The sequence below is a fragment of the Paenibacillus sp. E222 genome, from assembly GCF_013401555.1.
Lineage (GTDB): Bacteria > Bacillota > Bacilli > Paenibacillales > Paenibacillaceae > Paenibacillus.
On the sequence record NZ_CP058552.1, the window covers coordinates 5,147,878 to 5,164,234 of the forward strand.

At 45.2% G+C, this 16,357-nt stretch carries 11 protein-coding genes, 1 pseudogene and 1 riboswitch; of the genes and pseudogenes, 3 read left to right on the forward strand and 9 right to left on the reverse strand.

Annotation, left to right across the window (positions count from 1 at the left end; genetic code table 11):
* Nucleotides 1–108: 108 nt before the first annotated feature.
* Nucleotides 109–318 carry a hypothetical protein gene (locus HW560_RS22945; protein ID WP_090898042.1) on the reverse strand — a complete coding sequence of 70 codons (210 nt, stop codon included), beginning with the start codon at nucleotides 316–318 and terminating at the stop codon, nucleotides 109–111.
* A gap of 135 nt (nucleotides 319–453) precedes the next feature.
* Entirely contained in the window at nucleotides 454–1,731 is a 1,278-nt protein-coding gene (locus HW560_RS22950; protein WP_090898039.1) for a VPS10 domain-containing protein, read from the reverse strand.
* A gap of 312 nt (nucleotides 1,732–2,043) precedes the next feature.
* Between HW560_RS22950 and HW560_RS22955 the strand changes: the two genes are divergently transcribed.
* Nucleotides 2,044–2,973: an L-lactate dehydrogenase gene (locus HW560_RS22955; RefSeq protein ID WP_090898036.1), complete on the forward strand. Its 930-nt coding sequence runs from the start codon at nucleotides 2,044–2,046 to the stop codon at nucleotides 2,971–2,973.
* A 173-nt stretch (nucleotides 2,974–3,146) separates the two neighbouring features.
* On the opposite strand, the gene HW560_RS22960 is transcribed toward HW560_RS22955, so the two are convergent.
* Nucleotides 3,147–4,355: a hypothetical protein gene (locus HW560_RS22960; RefSeq protein ID WP_090898033.1), complete on the reverse strand. Its 1,209-nt coding sequence runs from the start codon at nucleotides 4,353–4,355 to the stop codon at nucleotides 3,147–3,149.
* Nucleotides 4,356–4,419: 64 nt separating this feature from the next.
* On the reverse strand, nucleotides 4,420–7,446 hold the full coding sequence (locus tag HW560_RS34295; protein ID WP_179264840.1) for a beta strand repeat-containing protein: 3,027 nt from the start codon (nucleotides 7,444–7,446) through the stop codon (nucleotides 4,420–4,422).
* A gap of 239 nt (nucleotides 7,447–7,685) precedes the next feature.
* Between HW560_RS34295 and HW560_RS22975 the strand changes: the two are divergent.
* Nucleotides 7,686–8,772: pseudogene (locus HW560_RS22975) on the forward strand (IS3 family transposase).
* Nucleotides 8,773–8,861: 89 nt separating this feature from the next.
* Here HW560_RS22975 and HW560_RS22985 read toward each other — a convergent pair.
* The 5 genes from HW560_RS22985 to HW560_RS23005 form a co-directional block, all read right to left on the reverse strand.
* Nucleotides 8,862–9,794, reverse strand: coding sequence for a tyrosine-type recombinase/integrase (locus HW560_RS22985; RefSeq protein ID WP_179264841.1), 933 nt, complete (start codon nucleotides 9,792–9,794; stop codon nucleotides 8,862–8,864).
* 27 nt (nucleotides 9,795–9,821) lie between these two features.
* A complete protein-coding gene (locus HW560_RS22990; RefSeq protein WP_179264842.1) occupies nucleotides 9,822–10,895 on the reverse strand; it encodes a hypothetical protein in 1,074 nt (357 codons plus the stop codon).
* 311 nt (nucleotides 10,896–11,206) lie between these two features.
* Complete coding sequence (locus tag HW560_RS22995) at nucleotides 11,207–12,646, reverse strand: branched-chain amino acid transporter BcaP (protein WP_090898013.1); 1,440 nt, start codon at nucleotides 12,644–12,646, stop codon at nucleotides 11,207–11,209.
* Nucleotides 12,647–13,187: 541 nt separating this feature from the next.
* Complete coding sequence (locus HW560_RS23000) at nucleotides 13,188–14,555, reverse strand: amidohydrolase family protein (protein ID WP_257031412.1); 1,368 nt, start codon at nucleotides 14,553–14,555, stop codon at nucleotides 13,188–13,190.
* Between the two features lie 230 nt (nucleotides 14,556–14,785).
* Nucleotides 14,786–15,346 carry a CGNR zinc finger domain-containing protein gene (locus HW560_RS23005; protein WP_179264844.1) on the reverse strand — a complete coding sequence of 187 codons (561 nt, stop codon included), beginning with the start codon at nucleotides 15,344–15,346 and terminating at the stop codon, nucleotides 14,786–14,788.
* 136 nt (nucleotides 15,347–15,482) lie between these two features.
* Here HW560_RS23005 and HW560_RS23010 point away from each other — a divergent pair, with 136 nt between their 5' ends.
* A complete protein-coding gene (locus tag HW560_RS23010; RefSeq protein WP_090898005.1) occupies nucleotides 15,483–15,980 on the forward strand; it encodes a DinB family protein in 498 nt (165 codons plus the stop codon).
* A gap of 83 nt (nucleotides 15,981–16,063) precedes the next feature.
* Nucleotides 16,064–16,215: riboswitch (FMN riboswitch) on the forward strand.
* Nucleotides 16,216–16,357: the final 142 nt, after the last annotated feature.

Sequence of the window (16,357 nt, forward strand, 5' to 3'; positions counted from 1 at the left end):
AGTGTGCTGCAGGAAATGTGATTTTTTTTAGTGATTTTTTAAAATAAGAAAGCCCCCTGTTGGGGGCAAAACGTTGATATATCAGCTTTTTTTGATCAGTTTTGATAACTAAGCGTACATCAGATCCATGAACCCTCGGGTTACTTCCCCACCATCCGTCTGCTCCGGTTCATCTGCCTGTGCGTATTTCGCCATGCAGGCTTTAACTTCTTCCTCGGTGGTACAACGGTTGGCATCATCACATGTGTAGCATAATTGGAGCATGTATCTGGTTAACTCGTCCGCTTGCGTGAATTGAGCTTGTTCATTCGTTCTCATGTTCATCACTCCCATCTCTTCTTGAATTCAATATAACATCATTTGAAGGGATTTATTGTGATTTAATTCACAAGGTAAGTGAAATGAAAAGAAACCCGCAGGTTCCTCTTCTAAAGACGTTCTATTCTAGAGCAATTATAGTACTTTCCAGCGCACACCGCCGTCTACGGTTTGCAGCAACAGCGATCTTTTGGCATCCGTATTTTCGACCAAAATCCAGCCTAGTTTCGAAGAAACCATTTGGAGCTTGACGATCTCCGGGTATTCTTTGAGAATGTTTTCCAATACTTGACTTGCAGGAAGTGCCTTCCATGTCTTGCCAGCATCTTTCGTATAATAAGTCTTTTCATTCTGCATGACCCAGCCTTCCGAAGAATTCAGAAATGTAGGAGTCAGACCACGATTGATTCCGGTTTGTTTATTCAAACTGAACGTTGATAACTGCCAGCTCTCTCCACCATTGGTTGTGAAAAAACCGTTGAATTTGGTGCTTTCCCCTTGAGAACAGGATATCGACATCCAAGCTGTTTGAGCTTCCCGTCCAAAAAACTGTGGAGAGCTGATATTAAAATTACCACATCCGTTAAATTTGTTTCGGTCAAAGAACGACGGTCCCGCCTTCCAATGCTGGCCACCGTCCGCTGTAACGTACAATTTTGGCGTACCGAACTCTAGAGCGGTCAAGAACCCGTGATCCGCGTCCGAGAAAGTCAACCCAGTCGTATACCCCCGTGTAGGGATCTCCGCAGATGCTGGTTTGCCGTCCTCGTCACTGGATGTCATCTGATTCCAGGTAATACCGCCATCTTCTGTAAGATAGAGTTTCTTGTCTTGCTTGCCTATGGAAGTATCCACTGTAGTCAATATCCAGCCTTTTTCAGGAGAAACAAATGTAATGGCCGTCACCTTATCCGTCTTCGACAAAGAGGACAGGCTCCAGCTCGCTCCTCCGTTGTTCGTGCGCAGCACCATTGTATCTGTTCCGCCCATTCCTTCACGAACAATCCATCCATGTGTACGATCTACAAAATAAATGCTTTGTCCATATTGCGGATTAGCAGGAAACTGTACATTTTCCGAAGGTGAGATGTTAGTCCAGGTACTTCCCTGATCCTGAGTATAATACAGACGCAGGGCGTTCCGCGTCACTCCCCATGCTAATCCACCGTTACCATTAAGCAACTGGAAATCGGTTAAACGGGTCTGAATTTGATATTTGGCTGTATCCGCAGCTTGTGTACTGTTTGCGGGGGGAACAACAGTTAAGGTCTGGCCCATATTCCCGTTATCTTCTTGCTCCTGCGGAGGCTCTGCCACCGGGGTCTCTACCGAATCGGTGCAAGCCGCGAGCAGTGCAGCTATGCCGATAAACAGCAGTGCTGTCTGCGCGATTTTGATCCATTGCGAACGCAAGTGGTTTCCACCTCTCTCATCCAATAAGCAGGCGCGCATGCCTGTCCATTCATGTTGTTTTTACGATTCATCTGAATCCACTTCTCCTATTCTACCACAAACGATGTCGAAAAGGTTCATCTCCACTCCCTGGAAGCAGACAGCGATCTTTTTGCTGCATCTGTTTTTTCTATAAAACATAAACCAGGTTTTCGACGAAATTTTCCGTAAAAAGACATGAAATGTGAAAAAGTTTATAGACACGACTCGCTTTTCGCACGCTTTTCCCTTAATATGAATGGAAGTATACCCCAAAAAGGAGAGGATATGAAAATGGTAAACAGTGCAGCGCTCAAACCAAGTCGTGTCGTTATTGTAGGCATGGGTGCGGTGGGAACAACAACAGGATACACGCTGATGTTAAGACAGCGTTCGTCCGAGTTGGTATTTGTGGATGTGAATCATGATAAGGCTACTGGCGAAATGCTGGATATGAACCACGGTCTCCCTTTTACCGGAGGCGTTAAAGTCTGGGCAGGCGATTACTCCGACTGCAAAGACGCAGACATCATTATTATTACAGCGGGTGCTTCCCAGAAACCAGGAGAAACTCGCATTGATCTGCTGAAGAAAAATGCAAGCATTTTCAAAGAGATCATTGAACGTATTACTGAAGTTAATTCCCATGGTATTCTTTTGATTGCAACGAATCCTGTAGATATTTTGTCCTATACCTCATGGAAACAAAGCGGATGGCCTGCTTCTCGCGTAATTGGTTCCGGTACGTTACTGGACAGTGCACGTTTCCGTTACCTGATTGGTAAAAACAAAGGAATTGATCCACGCAGCATTCACGCTCATATTATCGGGGAGCATGGCGATTCTGAAGTACCCGTATGGAGTCTCGCCAACGTTGCAGGAACGAATCTGGAGCTGGATGAAGAAACACAACAAGATATCTTCGACCGGACCAAAAATGCGGCTTATGAGATTATTAATGCCAAAGGAGCCACTTCCTATGCAATTGCGCTTGCTTTGGACCGAATTGTAGCTGCCATTCTGGGCAACGAAGGCTCCGTACTGAACGTATCCACATTGCTGGAAGATTATAATGGCGTATCAGATGTATATCTGGGTGTTCCATGTGTGGTTGATCGCAACGGCGTGCGTGAGATTCTGCCACTGCCTTTGAATGAGACGGAGAAAGTCGCTTTCCAGGCCTCTGCTAACAAATTAAAAGAACAAATCGCTGGATTGGAATAGTATACTTAAAAACCAGTAAGCACCTGAATTCCCTTAATAACGGATATTCAGGTGCTTACTATTCATATAATCCACAAATAAGTTTACATAATATATCTTTTGTTAATCTTTAATTTATATATTTTTGTTCCCTCCTAATTATCAAGATGCTACCACACTGTAGCTGATAATATTTACCAACTCTCAGTTACTCTAAATACCACATCAACTGTGTTCGAACCTGCACCACCAATATTCGATACGGCTAAAGTTACAACCTGATTTTCCGGAAGAGTGAAATTCAAAAGTTCTGAAGAGGCCAATATTCTGGTATTCCCTGCTCCCCCTCCTGTAATGCCTTGAAACACCACTTCTCCTCCTGTAATTGTTGTAGAGATATTGTTGACCAGCAGTGCGGTTTCGCTATCAGGAATAATGGTTGTAGCCGTGGGATAATTAACAAAAGATCCATTTAGCGTCCCCCCCACAAGAACTTGGTAACTTAGATCAACGGATGAAATAATATTGATTTCTTCCAAATTCACCTGTACCGAATTCGTTCTAGCTGAACCTGCTGGAAACACAGCTTTTCTAGTAAATGAAATGACAGGCGTTATTGTTGATGTCACATTGGTAATTCTTCTTCGTTCGGAAGTGACTCTATAGGTTGGATCATATTTTCCAATAATACTATATTGTCTTCCTCCAACAAATATACTATAAGCAGCACCGGTTCCATTATTAGCGATTTGTGCTCTTAATGGAAGATTCGGGTCCACAAAACTTGTTTGACCTGTTGGGGAGAATCGATGAACGGTTATTACCTCTTGCGCTAAAGTTACGGGGTCAGGTATGACAACTCTAAATTCGATCACTCCGTAACCATACCATGTGAACATGATTTGAAATATATTGCCTTTAGACAAATTTAATGTCGCTCCGCTTGGTCCTGTCCCGTTTAATGGATCTACGTTCCATAAACTTTGAGGAACTGTTGTATCAACTCCAGCTCTACGTACGGATACGAAAACATTTGTACTATTCACTCCAAAAAAGGCTCCGTTTTGAGTATCAAATAATCCCCATTGTCCAACTTGGCTACCCGTAGGTAGTGAAGGGATACGAACGCCTATTCCTGCCTCCCCTGCATAACCTGGTTCATATCTCCCCCGCAATACACTTTCTAAAATGGCTGAGTCTATTCCACTGGCAGTGTTGCTTAAATTATATTCAGTCGCATCATTTGTAACCGTGCCAGCCCCAGTAGTCGTTACTACATCTCTTAGAATCGATAGGCCATATACAGAAGTTAACTCTACGATCGGAGTTTTTTGTGTTACGCGCAGCTCATCGAATTGGGAACTGACATTTGGTCCAATATTGGAGATGATAATGTCTGACAATGTTTTTCCTCCTTTGCAGAAAGAGGGAGAAGAAGTGAATATTCTTCTCCCAGCTTTTTATTGACTACCATTCTTCAGTGACACTAAAGGTTGCTGTGACAGAATTCGTACCGCCACTTAAGTTGGCTACAGCCAGTGTGATAAATTCAGTGTCTGGTAATTGAAAATTCAATAATGAAGCAGAAGCTAAAATTCTGGCACTTCCTTCAACTCCAGCTGCTAAGCCTTGCAATAGTACTTGACCTCCAGTAATGGTCGTTAGCGTACTATTTACTAACAGACCTGTCTCCGAGTTTGGAATATTCGTCGTTGCCGTTGGAAAAGCTGCAAAGGCTCCATCAATTGTTCCACCTAATATGATCTGGTAGTAAATATCATCTGATGTTACAAGGTCGATCCCTTCAAGTTTTACACTGACTGAATTCGTTCTGCCCGAACCTGCTGGGAAGGTTGTTTTTCTTTGGAAGGCTAATATCGGTGTAAGGGTTCCTGTTGCAGTTACGGTTCTTCTTTCAGAAGTAATTCTGAATACGGGACTATATCTACCCACAATACTATATTGTCTTCCTCCAACAAATAAATTAAGTGCAGAGGCCGTTCCACTATTCGAAATTTCTGCACGGAGAGGAAGATTAGGGTCGGCCAGACTCGTTTGCCCGGTTGGTGAAAATCGCTGAACGGTAATTACTTCTTGCGCTAAAGTCGTAGGATCAGGAATAACGACTCTAAACTCAATGACACCATACCCGTACCAAGTATATAGAATTTGAAATATATTTCCCTTAGCCAGACTAAGCGTCGCTCCACTAGGACCTGTTCCATTTAATTTATCAACATTCCAGGATGCTTGAGGGATAATGGTGTCAGAACCTGCTCTTCTAACTGCTACAAATATTCCATTTGCAACACTCTGACCAAAAAACAAGCCATTTTGGTCATCAAAAAATCCCCATCTTACCACTTGTGTCCCAGTAGGCGCAACAGGTAACCGGACACCTATCCCTGCTTCTCCAGCATACCCTGACTCGTATCTTCCTCTCTCTGAGCTTTGTAGAATGGCAGTATCTGCTCCAGATGCTGTTGTGCTTAATTGAAACTCAGTATTATTACTTCCAACCGTTGCAGCTCCCAGTGTGGTTACGATGTCTCTTAGGTTAGATAGACCATACACCGAAGTCAATTCAATGATCGGCGTTTTTTCACTTGTTCTTAATTCGCTAAACTGAGAGCTAACATTTGGGCCTACCCCCACTATAGCTACAGTAGGATCAACTGTGCCTGTTGAACCAGTAACCCCAGTAACTCCAGTAGCTCCAGTGACCCCGGTAGCCCCGGTGACCCCGGTAGCTCCAGTAACCGCAGTAGCTCCAGTAACCCCAGTAGCTCCAGTAACCCCAGTAATCCCAGTAGCACCAGTAACTCCAGTAACTCCGGTGACCCCGGTAGCCCCGGTGACCCCGGTAGCTCCAGTAACCCCAGTAACTCCAGTAACCCCAGTAGCTCCAGTAACCCCAGTAATCCCAGTAGCACCAGTAACTCCAGTAACTCCAGTAACTCCAGTAACTCCAGTAACTCCAGTAACTCCAGTAACTCCAGTAACTCCGGTAACCCCAGTAGCTCCCGTTACCCCGGTATCTCCGGTTACCCCGGTAGCTCCAGTAACTCCAGTAGCTCCGGTAGCTCCAGTAACTCCGGTAGCTCCGGTAACTCCAGTAGCTCCGGTAGCCCCAGTAACCCCCGTTACTCCACTAACTCCACTAACTCCAGTAACCCCGGTAGCCCCAGTAGCTCCAGTAACCCCGGTAGCACCAGTTACTCCAGTAGCTCCCGTTACTCCGCTAACTCCCGTTACTCCGCTAACTCCAGTGACTCCGGTAACCCCAGTAGCTCCCGTTACCCCGGTATCTCCGGTTACCCCGGTAGCTCCAGTAACTCCGGTAACCCCAGTAGCTCCAGTATCTCCAGTAACCCCAGTAGCACCAGTAACTCCAGTAGCACCAGTATCTCCAGTAACCCCAGTAGCACCAGTAACTCCAGTAGCACCAGTATCTCCAGTAGCACCAGTATCTCCAGTAGCACCAGTAACCCCAGTAGCTCCAGTAACTCCAGTAACCCCAGTATCTCCAGTAGTACCAGTAACTCCATTATCTCCAGTAACTCCGGTGACTCCAGTGATCCCGGTAGCTCCAGTTACTCCGGTGACTCCGGTGACTCCAGTGACCCCGGTAGCTCCAGTAACCCCAGTAGCTCCGGTAACTCCGGTAACTCCAGTTACTCCGGTTATACCAGTAGCCCCAGTTACTCCAGTATCTCCACTAGCACCAGTATCTCCAGTAGCACCAGTATCTCCAGTAACCCCAGTAACTCCGGTAACCCCAGTAACTCCAGTAACTCCAGTAACTCCAGTAACTCCGGTAACTCCGGTAACCCCAGTAACCCCAGTAGCACCAGTATCTCCAGTAACCCCAGTATCTCCAGTAGCTCCAGTAGCTCCAGTATCTCCAGTAGCACCAGTAGCTCCAGTAACACCAGTAGCTCCCGTTACTCCAGTAACACCAGTAGCTCCAGTAACCCCAGTAACCCCAGTAACCCCAGTAACTCCAGTAACCCCAGTAACCCCAGTAGCTCCCGTTACTCCGCTAACTCCAGTGACTCCAGTGACCCCGGTAGTTCCGGTTACCCCAGTATCTCCGGTAGCACCAGTAACTCCAGTAACCCCCGTTACTCCCGTTGTGCCATTTGCTCCTAACAATTCTGAGGATACGATACGGTGAGGCGTTACAAGCTGTCCTGCAGAATTTTTTCCCCATACTGATATTTCTATTTGCTGTTCTGCGACACCACTTGTTGTAAAGACAAATTCAAATACATCTAGATTCGCAAAATAGTTCTTCGTAATTGCTTGATTTGGATTTATACTAATTAGTTCAAGTGCGTACAGAGTTCTGGTCCCATTCAAATAAAATCCTTGAATCAAAATACTCGCATTATTGACCAGATCCCTATTATCGATCTTAATCGTCAACTGTTGCGTTGGCCTTACGCCACTAACCGGATTATTCTCAATAGGTCCAGTTGATAAAGTAGCCATATTATACCCCTCCCCTCTTAACCATTTCACTCACTCAAATACCTCAACTTATTTCATAAGGTATTCAAATTTTTGCTAAGAGTGAGACCATCGCATAATTCAGCATTTGAGAAGTAAAAAAGCCTGTCACTTGGACAGGCTTCTTGAACTGACCCCATAACGTGAGACAAATCAAAACACCTTCAAGAGAATGAAACCTTGTCGTAAGATAGGGAAATCATCTTGGAGGTGTTTTTGTAATGGCAACCAGAGTGAGTTATCCCGTGGTGGATAAGCTCGGAATACGAAATAAGACACAGTTAGAAACGTGGATGAGATGGTATCGAAATGGAGAATTGTACCGCTTAGAGCAACCGGTTGGAAAGCAATATAGCTACGGAAAAGGTCCAGAACACACGACAGAACTCGAAAAAATCAAAGCAGAAAACCGATTTTTGAAACAACAACTGAATTTGCTAAAAAAGTACAAGGAACTGGAAAAGAGGTGGAAGCAGAAGTCGTTATTGCTTGGATCGAGTCCATTCGAAAAGAAGTAACCATATCGGAGGCTTGTGCATGGCTTGGAATTGCTCGAGCGACTTACTACCGGTGGAAAGCAACCGGGGAGAACAAGCGTCCAGATCCGATGGTGGAGAAAGTAATTCAGCTTTGTACTCAGCACAATTTCCGGTATGGATATCGAAAAATCACTGCCTTGCTCCGGATTGAAGGCCCCATAAATCATAAACGAATACAGCGGATTATGCAGTACGAGAGCTTACAGTGCCAAGTGAGGATGAAAAAACGAAAGAACACGGAGCAACCTGCAAAACCTGCGGAACATCTTCTAAAACGCAAATTTCATGCAGAAGCTCCTTTGCAAAAACTGGTGACCGACATTACTTATTTGCCGTTCGGTAATAAAATGTTATACCTTTCAAGTATTTTGGATCTGTACAACGGAGAGATTGTCGCTTACAGTATAGCGGACAAGCAGGATACATCCTTGGTTTTGGATAAGCTGGATCAACTTCCAAAGCGGACAAATATGCTGCTCCACAGTGACCAAGGTAGCGTGTATACTTCTCAAGTTTACCAGACGGTAGTAGAGGAAAAAGGCATTACCATGAGCATGTCCCGTAAAGGAACGCCTAATGATAATGCCCCAATGAGTCGTTTCATTCCACACTAAAGTCTGAAACGTTCTACCTCGAAGATCTCATGTGTACAACGACGGCCATCGTTGAACAGACCGTTCGAGACTACATCACCTACTATAACTTATTTCGGATTCGAGCGAAACTAAATAACCAGTCTCCGATAAATTTCCGAAGACTGGCTGCTTAAACTTGCAAGGTGTTGGATCCCTGTCTCACAAAAGGGGTTCAGTCCCTCTCTACCATTACTTTCTTCTATTATATAAACAAGTTTCTCTTTTACATATCAGCCACAAACGCGGGAAGTTTGACATCCAGCAAGGCCATCGCTTCTTCCTTCTCACGACTGGTTACGTGGGTGTACACCGTGGTCGTTTGAATGGAGGAGTGACCCAGCAGCTCCTGAACCGTTCGCAGATCTGCTCCACGTCTAAGCATCATGGTCGCGAATGAGTGACGCAGTTTATGACTGGAGTAGTTCACACGCTGATTGGAGGCTGATTCCTGCTGAAAGCGTTCAAAGGTTTCGGTCGATATAAGCTGAATACTGCGAATCGACAATCGTTTCCCCTTTTGCGAGACGAATAATGCCTCTTCTTTCGCCCGCCATGGATCCACTCGCTCCTGAAGAGCCTGGGATAACAGTTCGGCAACGGTCTCTGGCACAGGCAATGTACGCCATTTTCGGCCCTTACCGAAAACGTCCAGCGTGCGCCGTTCCGCATTATAGTCTTTGCAGTTCAAGGCATGCACCTCTCCGACCCGCAATCCCATGTATCCCATGAGTAGAAAAATAGCCAGGTTTCGTGTACGATATTTGCCCTCCACCGATTGCAAAAATCGTTCCAAACCGCTTTCGTCAAGGAAGACGGGGGCACGATTTTGCTCGGTTTTGGATTTCTTGATTCCGAAAGCCGGGTTATTGGTCACCAATTCAAGCTCAATCAATGACTTATAAAAACAGTTCACCGCTGCGTGTTTTCGATTCCGCGTCGAGTCACTGACCCCTCTTTCCCGAGCTCGGGATAAGAAAGATAACACATGAAGTTTTTTGACCTGCTCCAATGACTTCCCATGAATAGAGACGAGAAATTCAGCAACGTCACCTGTGTATGATTTTACCGTATGTCCCGTGTAGCCCGCATCTTTCATCCATATATGAAAAGCTTCAAGCTCATCGGCGTATTGCTCCTGAATCTCTTCGGTCATCATTTGTGTTCGTCACCACACTTCTATTTATTAATCTACAATTACGACATCTATTAGTGGGATGATCGCCTCGGGCTGTCCCTCGGTGCGGGTGAGTACAAATGAAGGCAGTGGATTTTCGTGCAGTCCATTCACTGATTCACAGATCTGAACATACAAGTCCATATGCAACGTCTCCCCTTCACCCGCAACATCGATGACAGGCCATGCTTTCTCAGTACATGATGGCCAGTATGCCAATTCGTTTATCGGTACGATACTTAATCGTTTACTTTCAGGATGCACACGGTATATTCCCGTGGTCTGAGGTTCATCACCCAGCTTGTCTACCGAAAGTATAGTTCTCGAATGTTCATCTGGAGCTGAATATATTGAATAACACCATGGTGTTACTCCCCAGGCAATCGCCATGAGACCGTCCTCCAGCAAGGTGTCCGAAAGGTCACCCTGACTGAATTGTTCAATCAGATTATGGTTTCCAGAACCGATCAGATCTTCTACACGTTTCGCCATACGAGGCAGATCTGCGAGAATAAAGCCACCACTGCCGTAGGAGTCAAACACATGATTATCCCGTGTCCAGACCTTCTCGGGTACAGCGTTCATCTGTACAACTTCGGCTGGAAACAGACATATCGCTACAGTTACCACCTGAGCATATTTCACCATGGCTTGCTGCTCGGGCTCCAATGGTCCCTCTGCGATGCGGGGTGTTTTGACATGCAGTGAAATTCGCAGCTCATACTCCCCTTCTGCAAAGTCACCCCAATTCAATACGATCGGATGATCTATTCCTTCAATGGGAATGAGTGAGCATGTACTGTCTGGTCGCAGGGTAACTGCATATTGTGCAAATCCCAGCTCTTCCCCATATATGATAATGGCATCTTGCCGATCCAGCGGTGTATCCATATGCTGTGCAACTACCGATACTTTGCGTCCATCCTTCAAACGGCGCTGCGGATCAATATCCAATTGAAATTCGTATGTATCCTCTGAATGTGAAATGATTAGCTTCGCCTCGGCAAGTACAGATGAGTCAGCCAATGCAAAACCGAAATTCGAATTTTGGTGATGTTGATTGGTATGTAATGGTGTGTTCATGATACATCCCCTCTCCTATGTCTGATGGCATGTCACACCCCCAAATATATGTCATATTTGCCCTGACCGCAACCCCGGTTCCGCTCACAAGGACAGATATATTACTTATTAGATACCCATATATAACCTTAAATATTACCGTTTTTTTTAAATCAAACGAACAGCTCACAAAAAAAAGCCCCATACCGCGCCGCTTTGGCGATGCAGTATGAGACAATACAGTTGACTCTATTCACGTATAGTTCCAGTGTTACAACTTAATTTACTAACTTTTCACGATATCTCTACAATATAGGAATCAGCTATGACAGCTATTTCCCCTTTGTTGTTTTGAACGAGTCCGATATACGCCGTGCCGGATTCAAATGACTGTGATGACGACCGTAGGCAAAGTAGATGATTAAACCAATAATCAACCAGCCGAAAAACGTAATCCAAGTCAGAGCCGCAAGACGTGTCATGAGATACATACAGCCAACAGCACTTAGAATAGGAATCAGTGGAACCAAAGGCACGCGGAATCCCCTTGTCAGTTCCGGGTTGTTTTTCCGCAATACGATAATCCCCAGACTCACAACCGCGAAAGCGAACAGTGTTCCGATGTTGGTCAACTCTGCCAGATGGCCAAGTGAGATGAATCCCGAGAATAAAGCGACGATGATTCCAGCAACCCAAGTTCCCGTAGCAGGTGTTTGGCTTTTGCCACTGACTTTGGAGAATACCGGAGACAACAGTCCGTCCCGTGACATGGAATAAAGCAAACGTGTCTGACCATACATCATAACAAGTAATACCGTGGTAATTCCCGTAATCGCTCCAAGCGAAACAATCCAGGACAAGCCCTTCAACTGCACAAATTCAAAGGCAAAAGCAACCGGATCGCTCACATTCAACATGTGAAAGGGCACCATTCCTGTCAGGATTAACGATACCACGATGTAAAGTACGGTGCAGATTGCAAGGGATGCAATAATACCGATCGGCAAGTCCCGTTGAGGACGTTTCACTTCTTCCGCAGCTGTGGATACCGCATCGAAACCAATGTAAGCAAAAAATACTGTTGCTGCCCCTGCGGTTACCCCTGAGATGCCAAACGGAAGAAACGGTTGCCAGTTATCTGGCTGTACATAGAACACACCCACACCGATAAAGATCAGCACCACGATAATTTTAATCGCTACCATGATTCCGTTGGCACGAGCAGCCTCTTTCACCCCACGGGTGAGCAGGAATGTAATGATTAATGTGATCGCCGCTGCGGTGACATCAAAATAGGTTCCTTTTTCGGGACTAAATGCACTGGTGAGCGCATGGGGGATTTGCAACCCGAATCCGGACAATAACGTTTGAAAATATCCAGACCAGCCGCTGGCAACAGCCGCACTCGCAAATCCATACTCCAGAATAAGATCCCACCCAAGAATCCAGGCAATGACTTCGCCAAAAGCGGTATAGCTATACGTATACGCACTTCCTGAAGCAGGCACACTGGATGCAAACTCCGAGTAACACAAAGCAGCGAAGGCGCAGATAATACCTGCCAGCAGAAAAGACAGTACCAAACCGGGACCTGCATATTTTGCGGCAGCAACGCCTGTGAGTACAAAGATACCCGTACCGATAATCGCACCTACCCCTAGAGTCATCAGATCCAATGGGCCAAGCACCCTTTTCAACATATTGCTTTCGTTATCTCCGGTGGCAATCGGCTTTTTTCTAAACAGGGAAGATCGATTCTGGTTTTGATTCATACACAGTTTCCTCTCGTGTTGAAAATATGAATGTGTCCTATACTTTACGAATTTTGTTTTGTTCATCTGTTCTATGAAAAAGCCCTTTGTTCTATCTTACTAGCCAACTACAAAAATCTATTGATTTCTACACTTTGTCGCGTTGCTTTGTTAAATTTATTCTGGGAAGATCGTATATTTTGTGCGATTCAGGCGGAAATTATCATGATCTGTTGGACAGGGACGAATATGAAAATCGATTTAAACGAAAACTGCGTATAATTTATATTATGCGCAGTTTTTTAACCCCTTTTTTCTATAACAAAACATTATTAACTCGTTGTTACATGCAACTATGTAAATAGAGTGACTTTTCGCCTCTTTTTGCGGTTTATTTCTTGCTCCCTCTGTCATGACGCACCATAAACAGGTACGCCAAAGAGCCGCATATCCGTATGCGGCCCACACTCGCAACACTATTAGATCCATAATTCAGATAAGGACATCCACTCTATTGAATTCTGAAAAAGAATTACTCTTTCATTCACATGGATCATCTAACTTATGAAAATACAATTCGCTCTGCATCCGACATCCGATATTGAGATAGCAGATATTCCTTGCTGTCCAAAGCCTTCCGACGAACCTCGTTCAGATCGACATGCAGCAGCTTGCCTTCACGCTTCACGGGCCGACCTGCTACAAACACGGTATCCACATTCGATGGATTGGCAAATTGAACGACGGCTCCAACCGGATCATGCACCGGGAACAAATTAAGGTCGGTGGTTCGGATCATAATCAGATCTGCTTCTTTACCTGGCGTAAGTGTGCCTATCTTTCTTTCAAGTCCCAGAGCCTTTGCTCCAGCAGAAGTTGCAAATCTTAGCACTTGACTGGATTGCAGATTTAGCTCCCCAGGCATTTCACATTGTTGCAAAAGTTGTTCATTGCCTCTGGAACGCTCGGCCTGAAGTGCAAATTTCATCTGGGAGAACATATCCCCACCTGTTGATGTTACAACATCCACTCCGAGCGTTGGAGTTCCTCCATGTTCGAGAAAGTACCCCGTTGCCGGATACCCGTGCCCCATCATCATCTCCACTTCCGGTGTAACAGACAGTGAGGCGCCGCTATCGGCCAACATTTTATACTCATCCGTATCCATCGTATTACCGTGTACGACGTTCAGACTTGGGCTCAGTAAACCAGCCTCATACATTTTACTTATCGAACGATCTACAGATCCCCAGCTTCCAAAGCCAACATGCATGGAACATATCGCATCCAGCTCTTGGGCAAGCTGAATTTCCTTCACTGTGGTATCCCAATGGCTGAACTCCGGTCCACGAATAGCTAGGCCGAACGTAAGCAACTGATCCCGTGAGGAAAAATACTGTTCCTTGATTCTTCTCACATCATTCGAATACGTCAGCTGGCTCTCTCTGTTCCAGTAGGTAGTCTCACCCGGTACACCATAAGCGAAAACCGACCGAATCCCCGCATCCTGAAGTCCGCGAATCAGTTCATCCGTGTGCTCCGGTGAATACGGCATACTCCAGTCAAGTAGCGTGGTCACTCCTGCGTTAAGCGCTTCCAATGAACCTAGCAAATTGGCGATATAGCTGTCTTGTGGCCGGAGTTTACTTCCCATCGCCCCATAGTAGAGATTTTGCAGATAGACCGGCAGTGACCAGTTCGTTCCCGCTGTTTTTACAAGCGACTCCCACACATGCCTGTGCGTATCTACAAGTCCAGGGAGTATGATCATCTCCGATGCATCTATCACTTCCGCTTCCGTGCAACTCAGATCAGGCTGAATAGCAGTAATAAGAGAATCCTCAATGAGAACGTCCGCCCGCTTATATTGACCCACCGACGAATCCATAGACAATACACAACCATTTTTCAGTAGATAACTTGTCCCCACAAGACACATCTCCAATCATTGTTTTTTTGTTGGATATACGCTTGAATCCCGAGTGTTAATCTCTGACTGAATTGAATTGAATTGACTGAACTACTAACTGAATTATTTTAAGTACATATATATTATATAGCAGTTATTGGTAACATGCAATTTCTGGATTTAAATATTTTCTTTGGAGTATTTTCCTGGTTGTCGCAAAGTACAGCAAATCACACTTTCAGTGTATACGCCTACTCTTGCTGCTGTTCCTTCTTCCGTTTTGCCCGAAACCTTCTAACCTTCATCAGATTACCACACATCTTGTCATCACAATATTTCTGGGTTCTACTGCGTGTATCGTCATAGAAAATCCAGCGACAATCTGCATTGTCACAGATACGAATTCTTCCCCCATCCCCTTCAACTACTGTGATTGCAAAATCGGCTGCGACCTCTGCCATGACCTGCTGCCAACGAGTTCCCACAGGAATAAGTGAAAGTTTCAGTCCCTCATCTCCAGCGTTCAGTCTTCTTATGACTTGACCTTCCTTCATCTTGGCGTTAAGCCATTCCTGATCTTTGCTCGATAATGGATTTCCTTCAGATAAACGAGTTGCAAGAGCCTGCAATTCATTTCTAAAGTTTCTCAAGGCTTCCTCCTCTTCAGAAGAAGCAGGTACAGATGCATTCAGTTGCCATTGTTTAAGAAATCCTTGCTGCCATTCGGTTTTGCCAACCCTGTCCTCTGAACGATCCCCACCACGCCAGTCGTGGTAATCACTGTTCACAAAATCAGTCCATAGTCTATCCATACGTACCTCCGCTAAATTGTAACTTCCTAAAACGAAAAAGATAGTTACAAACATTCATGTTTGGGTTATATTAATTGTAACCACATTTTTGCACTTTAGCTAGTTACCATGAACTTATTTTAGGGAGGAAAAATCAATGACTACAACAGCAACAGAACTATTGCTCATTCAGAAAGATGATACCTGGGATCAATGTAACTGGATTGTGCCTTTATCCAAGGCAATCGAAGGACTGACTGCTGAACAGGCAACCTGGGTTCCATCATCCGGTGGATTAAGCATCTGGCAGTTGGTCAACCATATGTATTACTATAATCATCGTTTGTTGAGTCGCATTCAGGGCAAAACACCCTCCGGTACACCTGCCGAAAACAATGAATCCACCTTTGGAGATCCTGGCGACCCTTCCGATACCACTGGCTGGAGTACACTTATGCAAAATACAACACTATTAGCCGGACAGCTTCGTGATCAGCTCGCTTCATTAGAAGAATCTGATCTTGAAGCCTCTTACATGAATACGGATGAAAAATGGGCACATGCACTTGCCCGCTGGCTGCTCCACGATGCGTATCATGCAGGACAGATTGTATTACTACGCAGACAACAGGGAAGCTGGAATATCATATTCTAAAAAAACACTTGAACTGCTAGCGCTTACAGGAATAAGATGGACTTATTAATGTTACAGCTTGTTCAATACACAATATAATTGAATAGGATCTTCGGGGTAGGGTGCAATTCCCAACCGGCGGTGATGTTCTTCGGAACCAGCCCGCGACTCGCTGTTTGACCCAATGTAGGGATTCAGCGACTGACTTGGTGTGACTCCAAGGCCGACGGTACAGTCCGGATGAGAGAAGATCAACACATTAACATGCCGTTAACGAAAGGCTTATTTTCGTACGACATGTCAATGATTGAGCCCCCGTTTATTTGGTGTATACCAAAACGGGGGCTTTTGTCGACTTTGCCAACTGAAGATTCCGTGTTCTGACGAAGGAGTCCTGA

Coding starts and splice junctions, on each gene's coding strand:
- HW560_RS34295 (WP_179264840.1), bottom strand. CDS start 7,446: ATGGCTACTTTATCAACTGGACCTATTGAGAATAATCCGGTTAGTGGC.
- HW560_RS22990 (WP_179264842.1), bottom strand. CDS start 10,895: ATGAACACACCATTACATACCAATCAACATCACCAAAATTCGAATTTC.
- HW560_RS22985 (WP_179264841.1), bottom strand. CDS start 9,794: ATGATGACCGAAGAGATTCAGGAGCAATACGCCGATGAGCTTGAAGCT.
- HW560_RS22945 (WP_090898042.1), bottom strand. CDS start 318: ATGAGAACGAATGAACAAGCTCAATTCACGCAAGCGGACGAGTTAACC.
- HW560_RS23010 (WP_090898005.1), top strand. CDS start 15,483: ATGACTACAACAGCAACAGAACTATTGCTCATTCAGAAAGATGATACC.
- HW560_RS22995 (WP_090898013.1), bottom strand. CDS start 12,646: ATGAATCAAAACCAGAATCGATCTTCCCTGTTTAGAAAAAAGCCGATT.
- HW560_RS23005 (WP_179264844.1), bottom strand. CDS start 15,346: ATGGATAGACTATGGACTGATTTTGTGAACAGTGATTACCACGACTGG.
- HW560_RS22955 (WP_090898036.1), top strand. CDS start 2,044: ATGGTAAACAGTGCAGCGCTCAAACCAAGTCGTGTCGTTATTGTAGGC.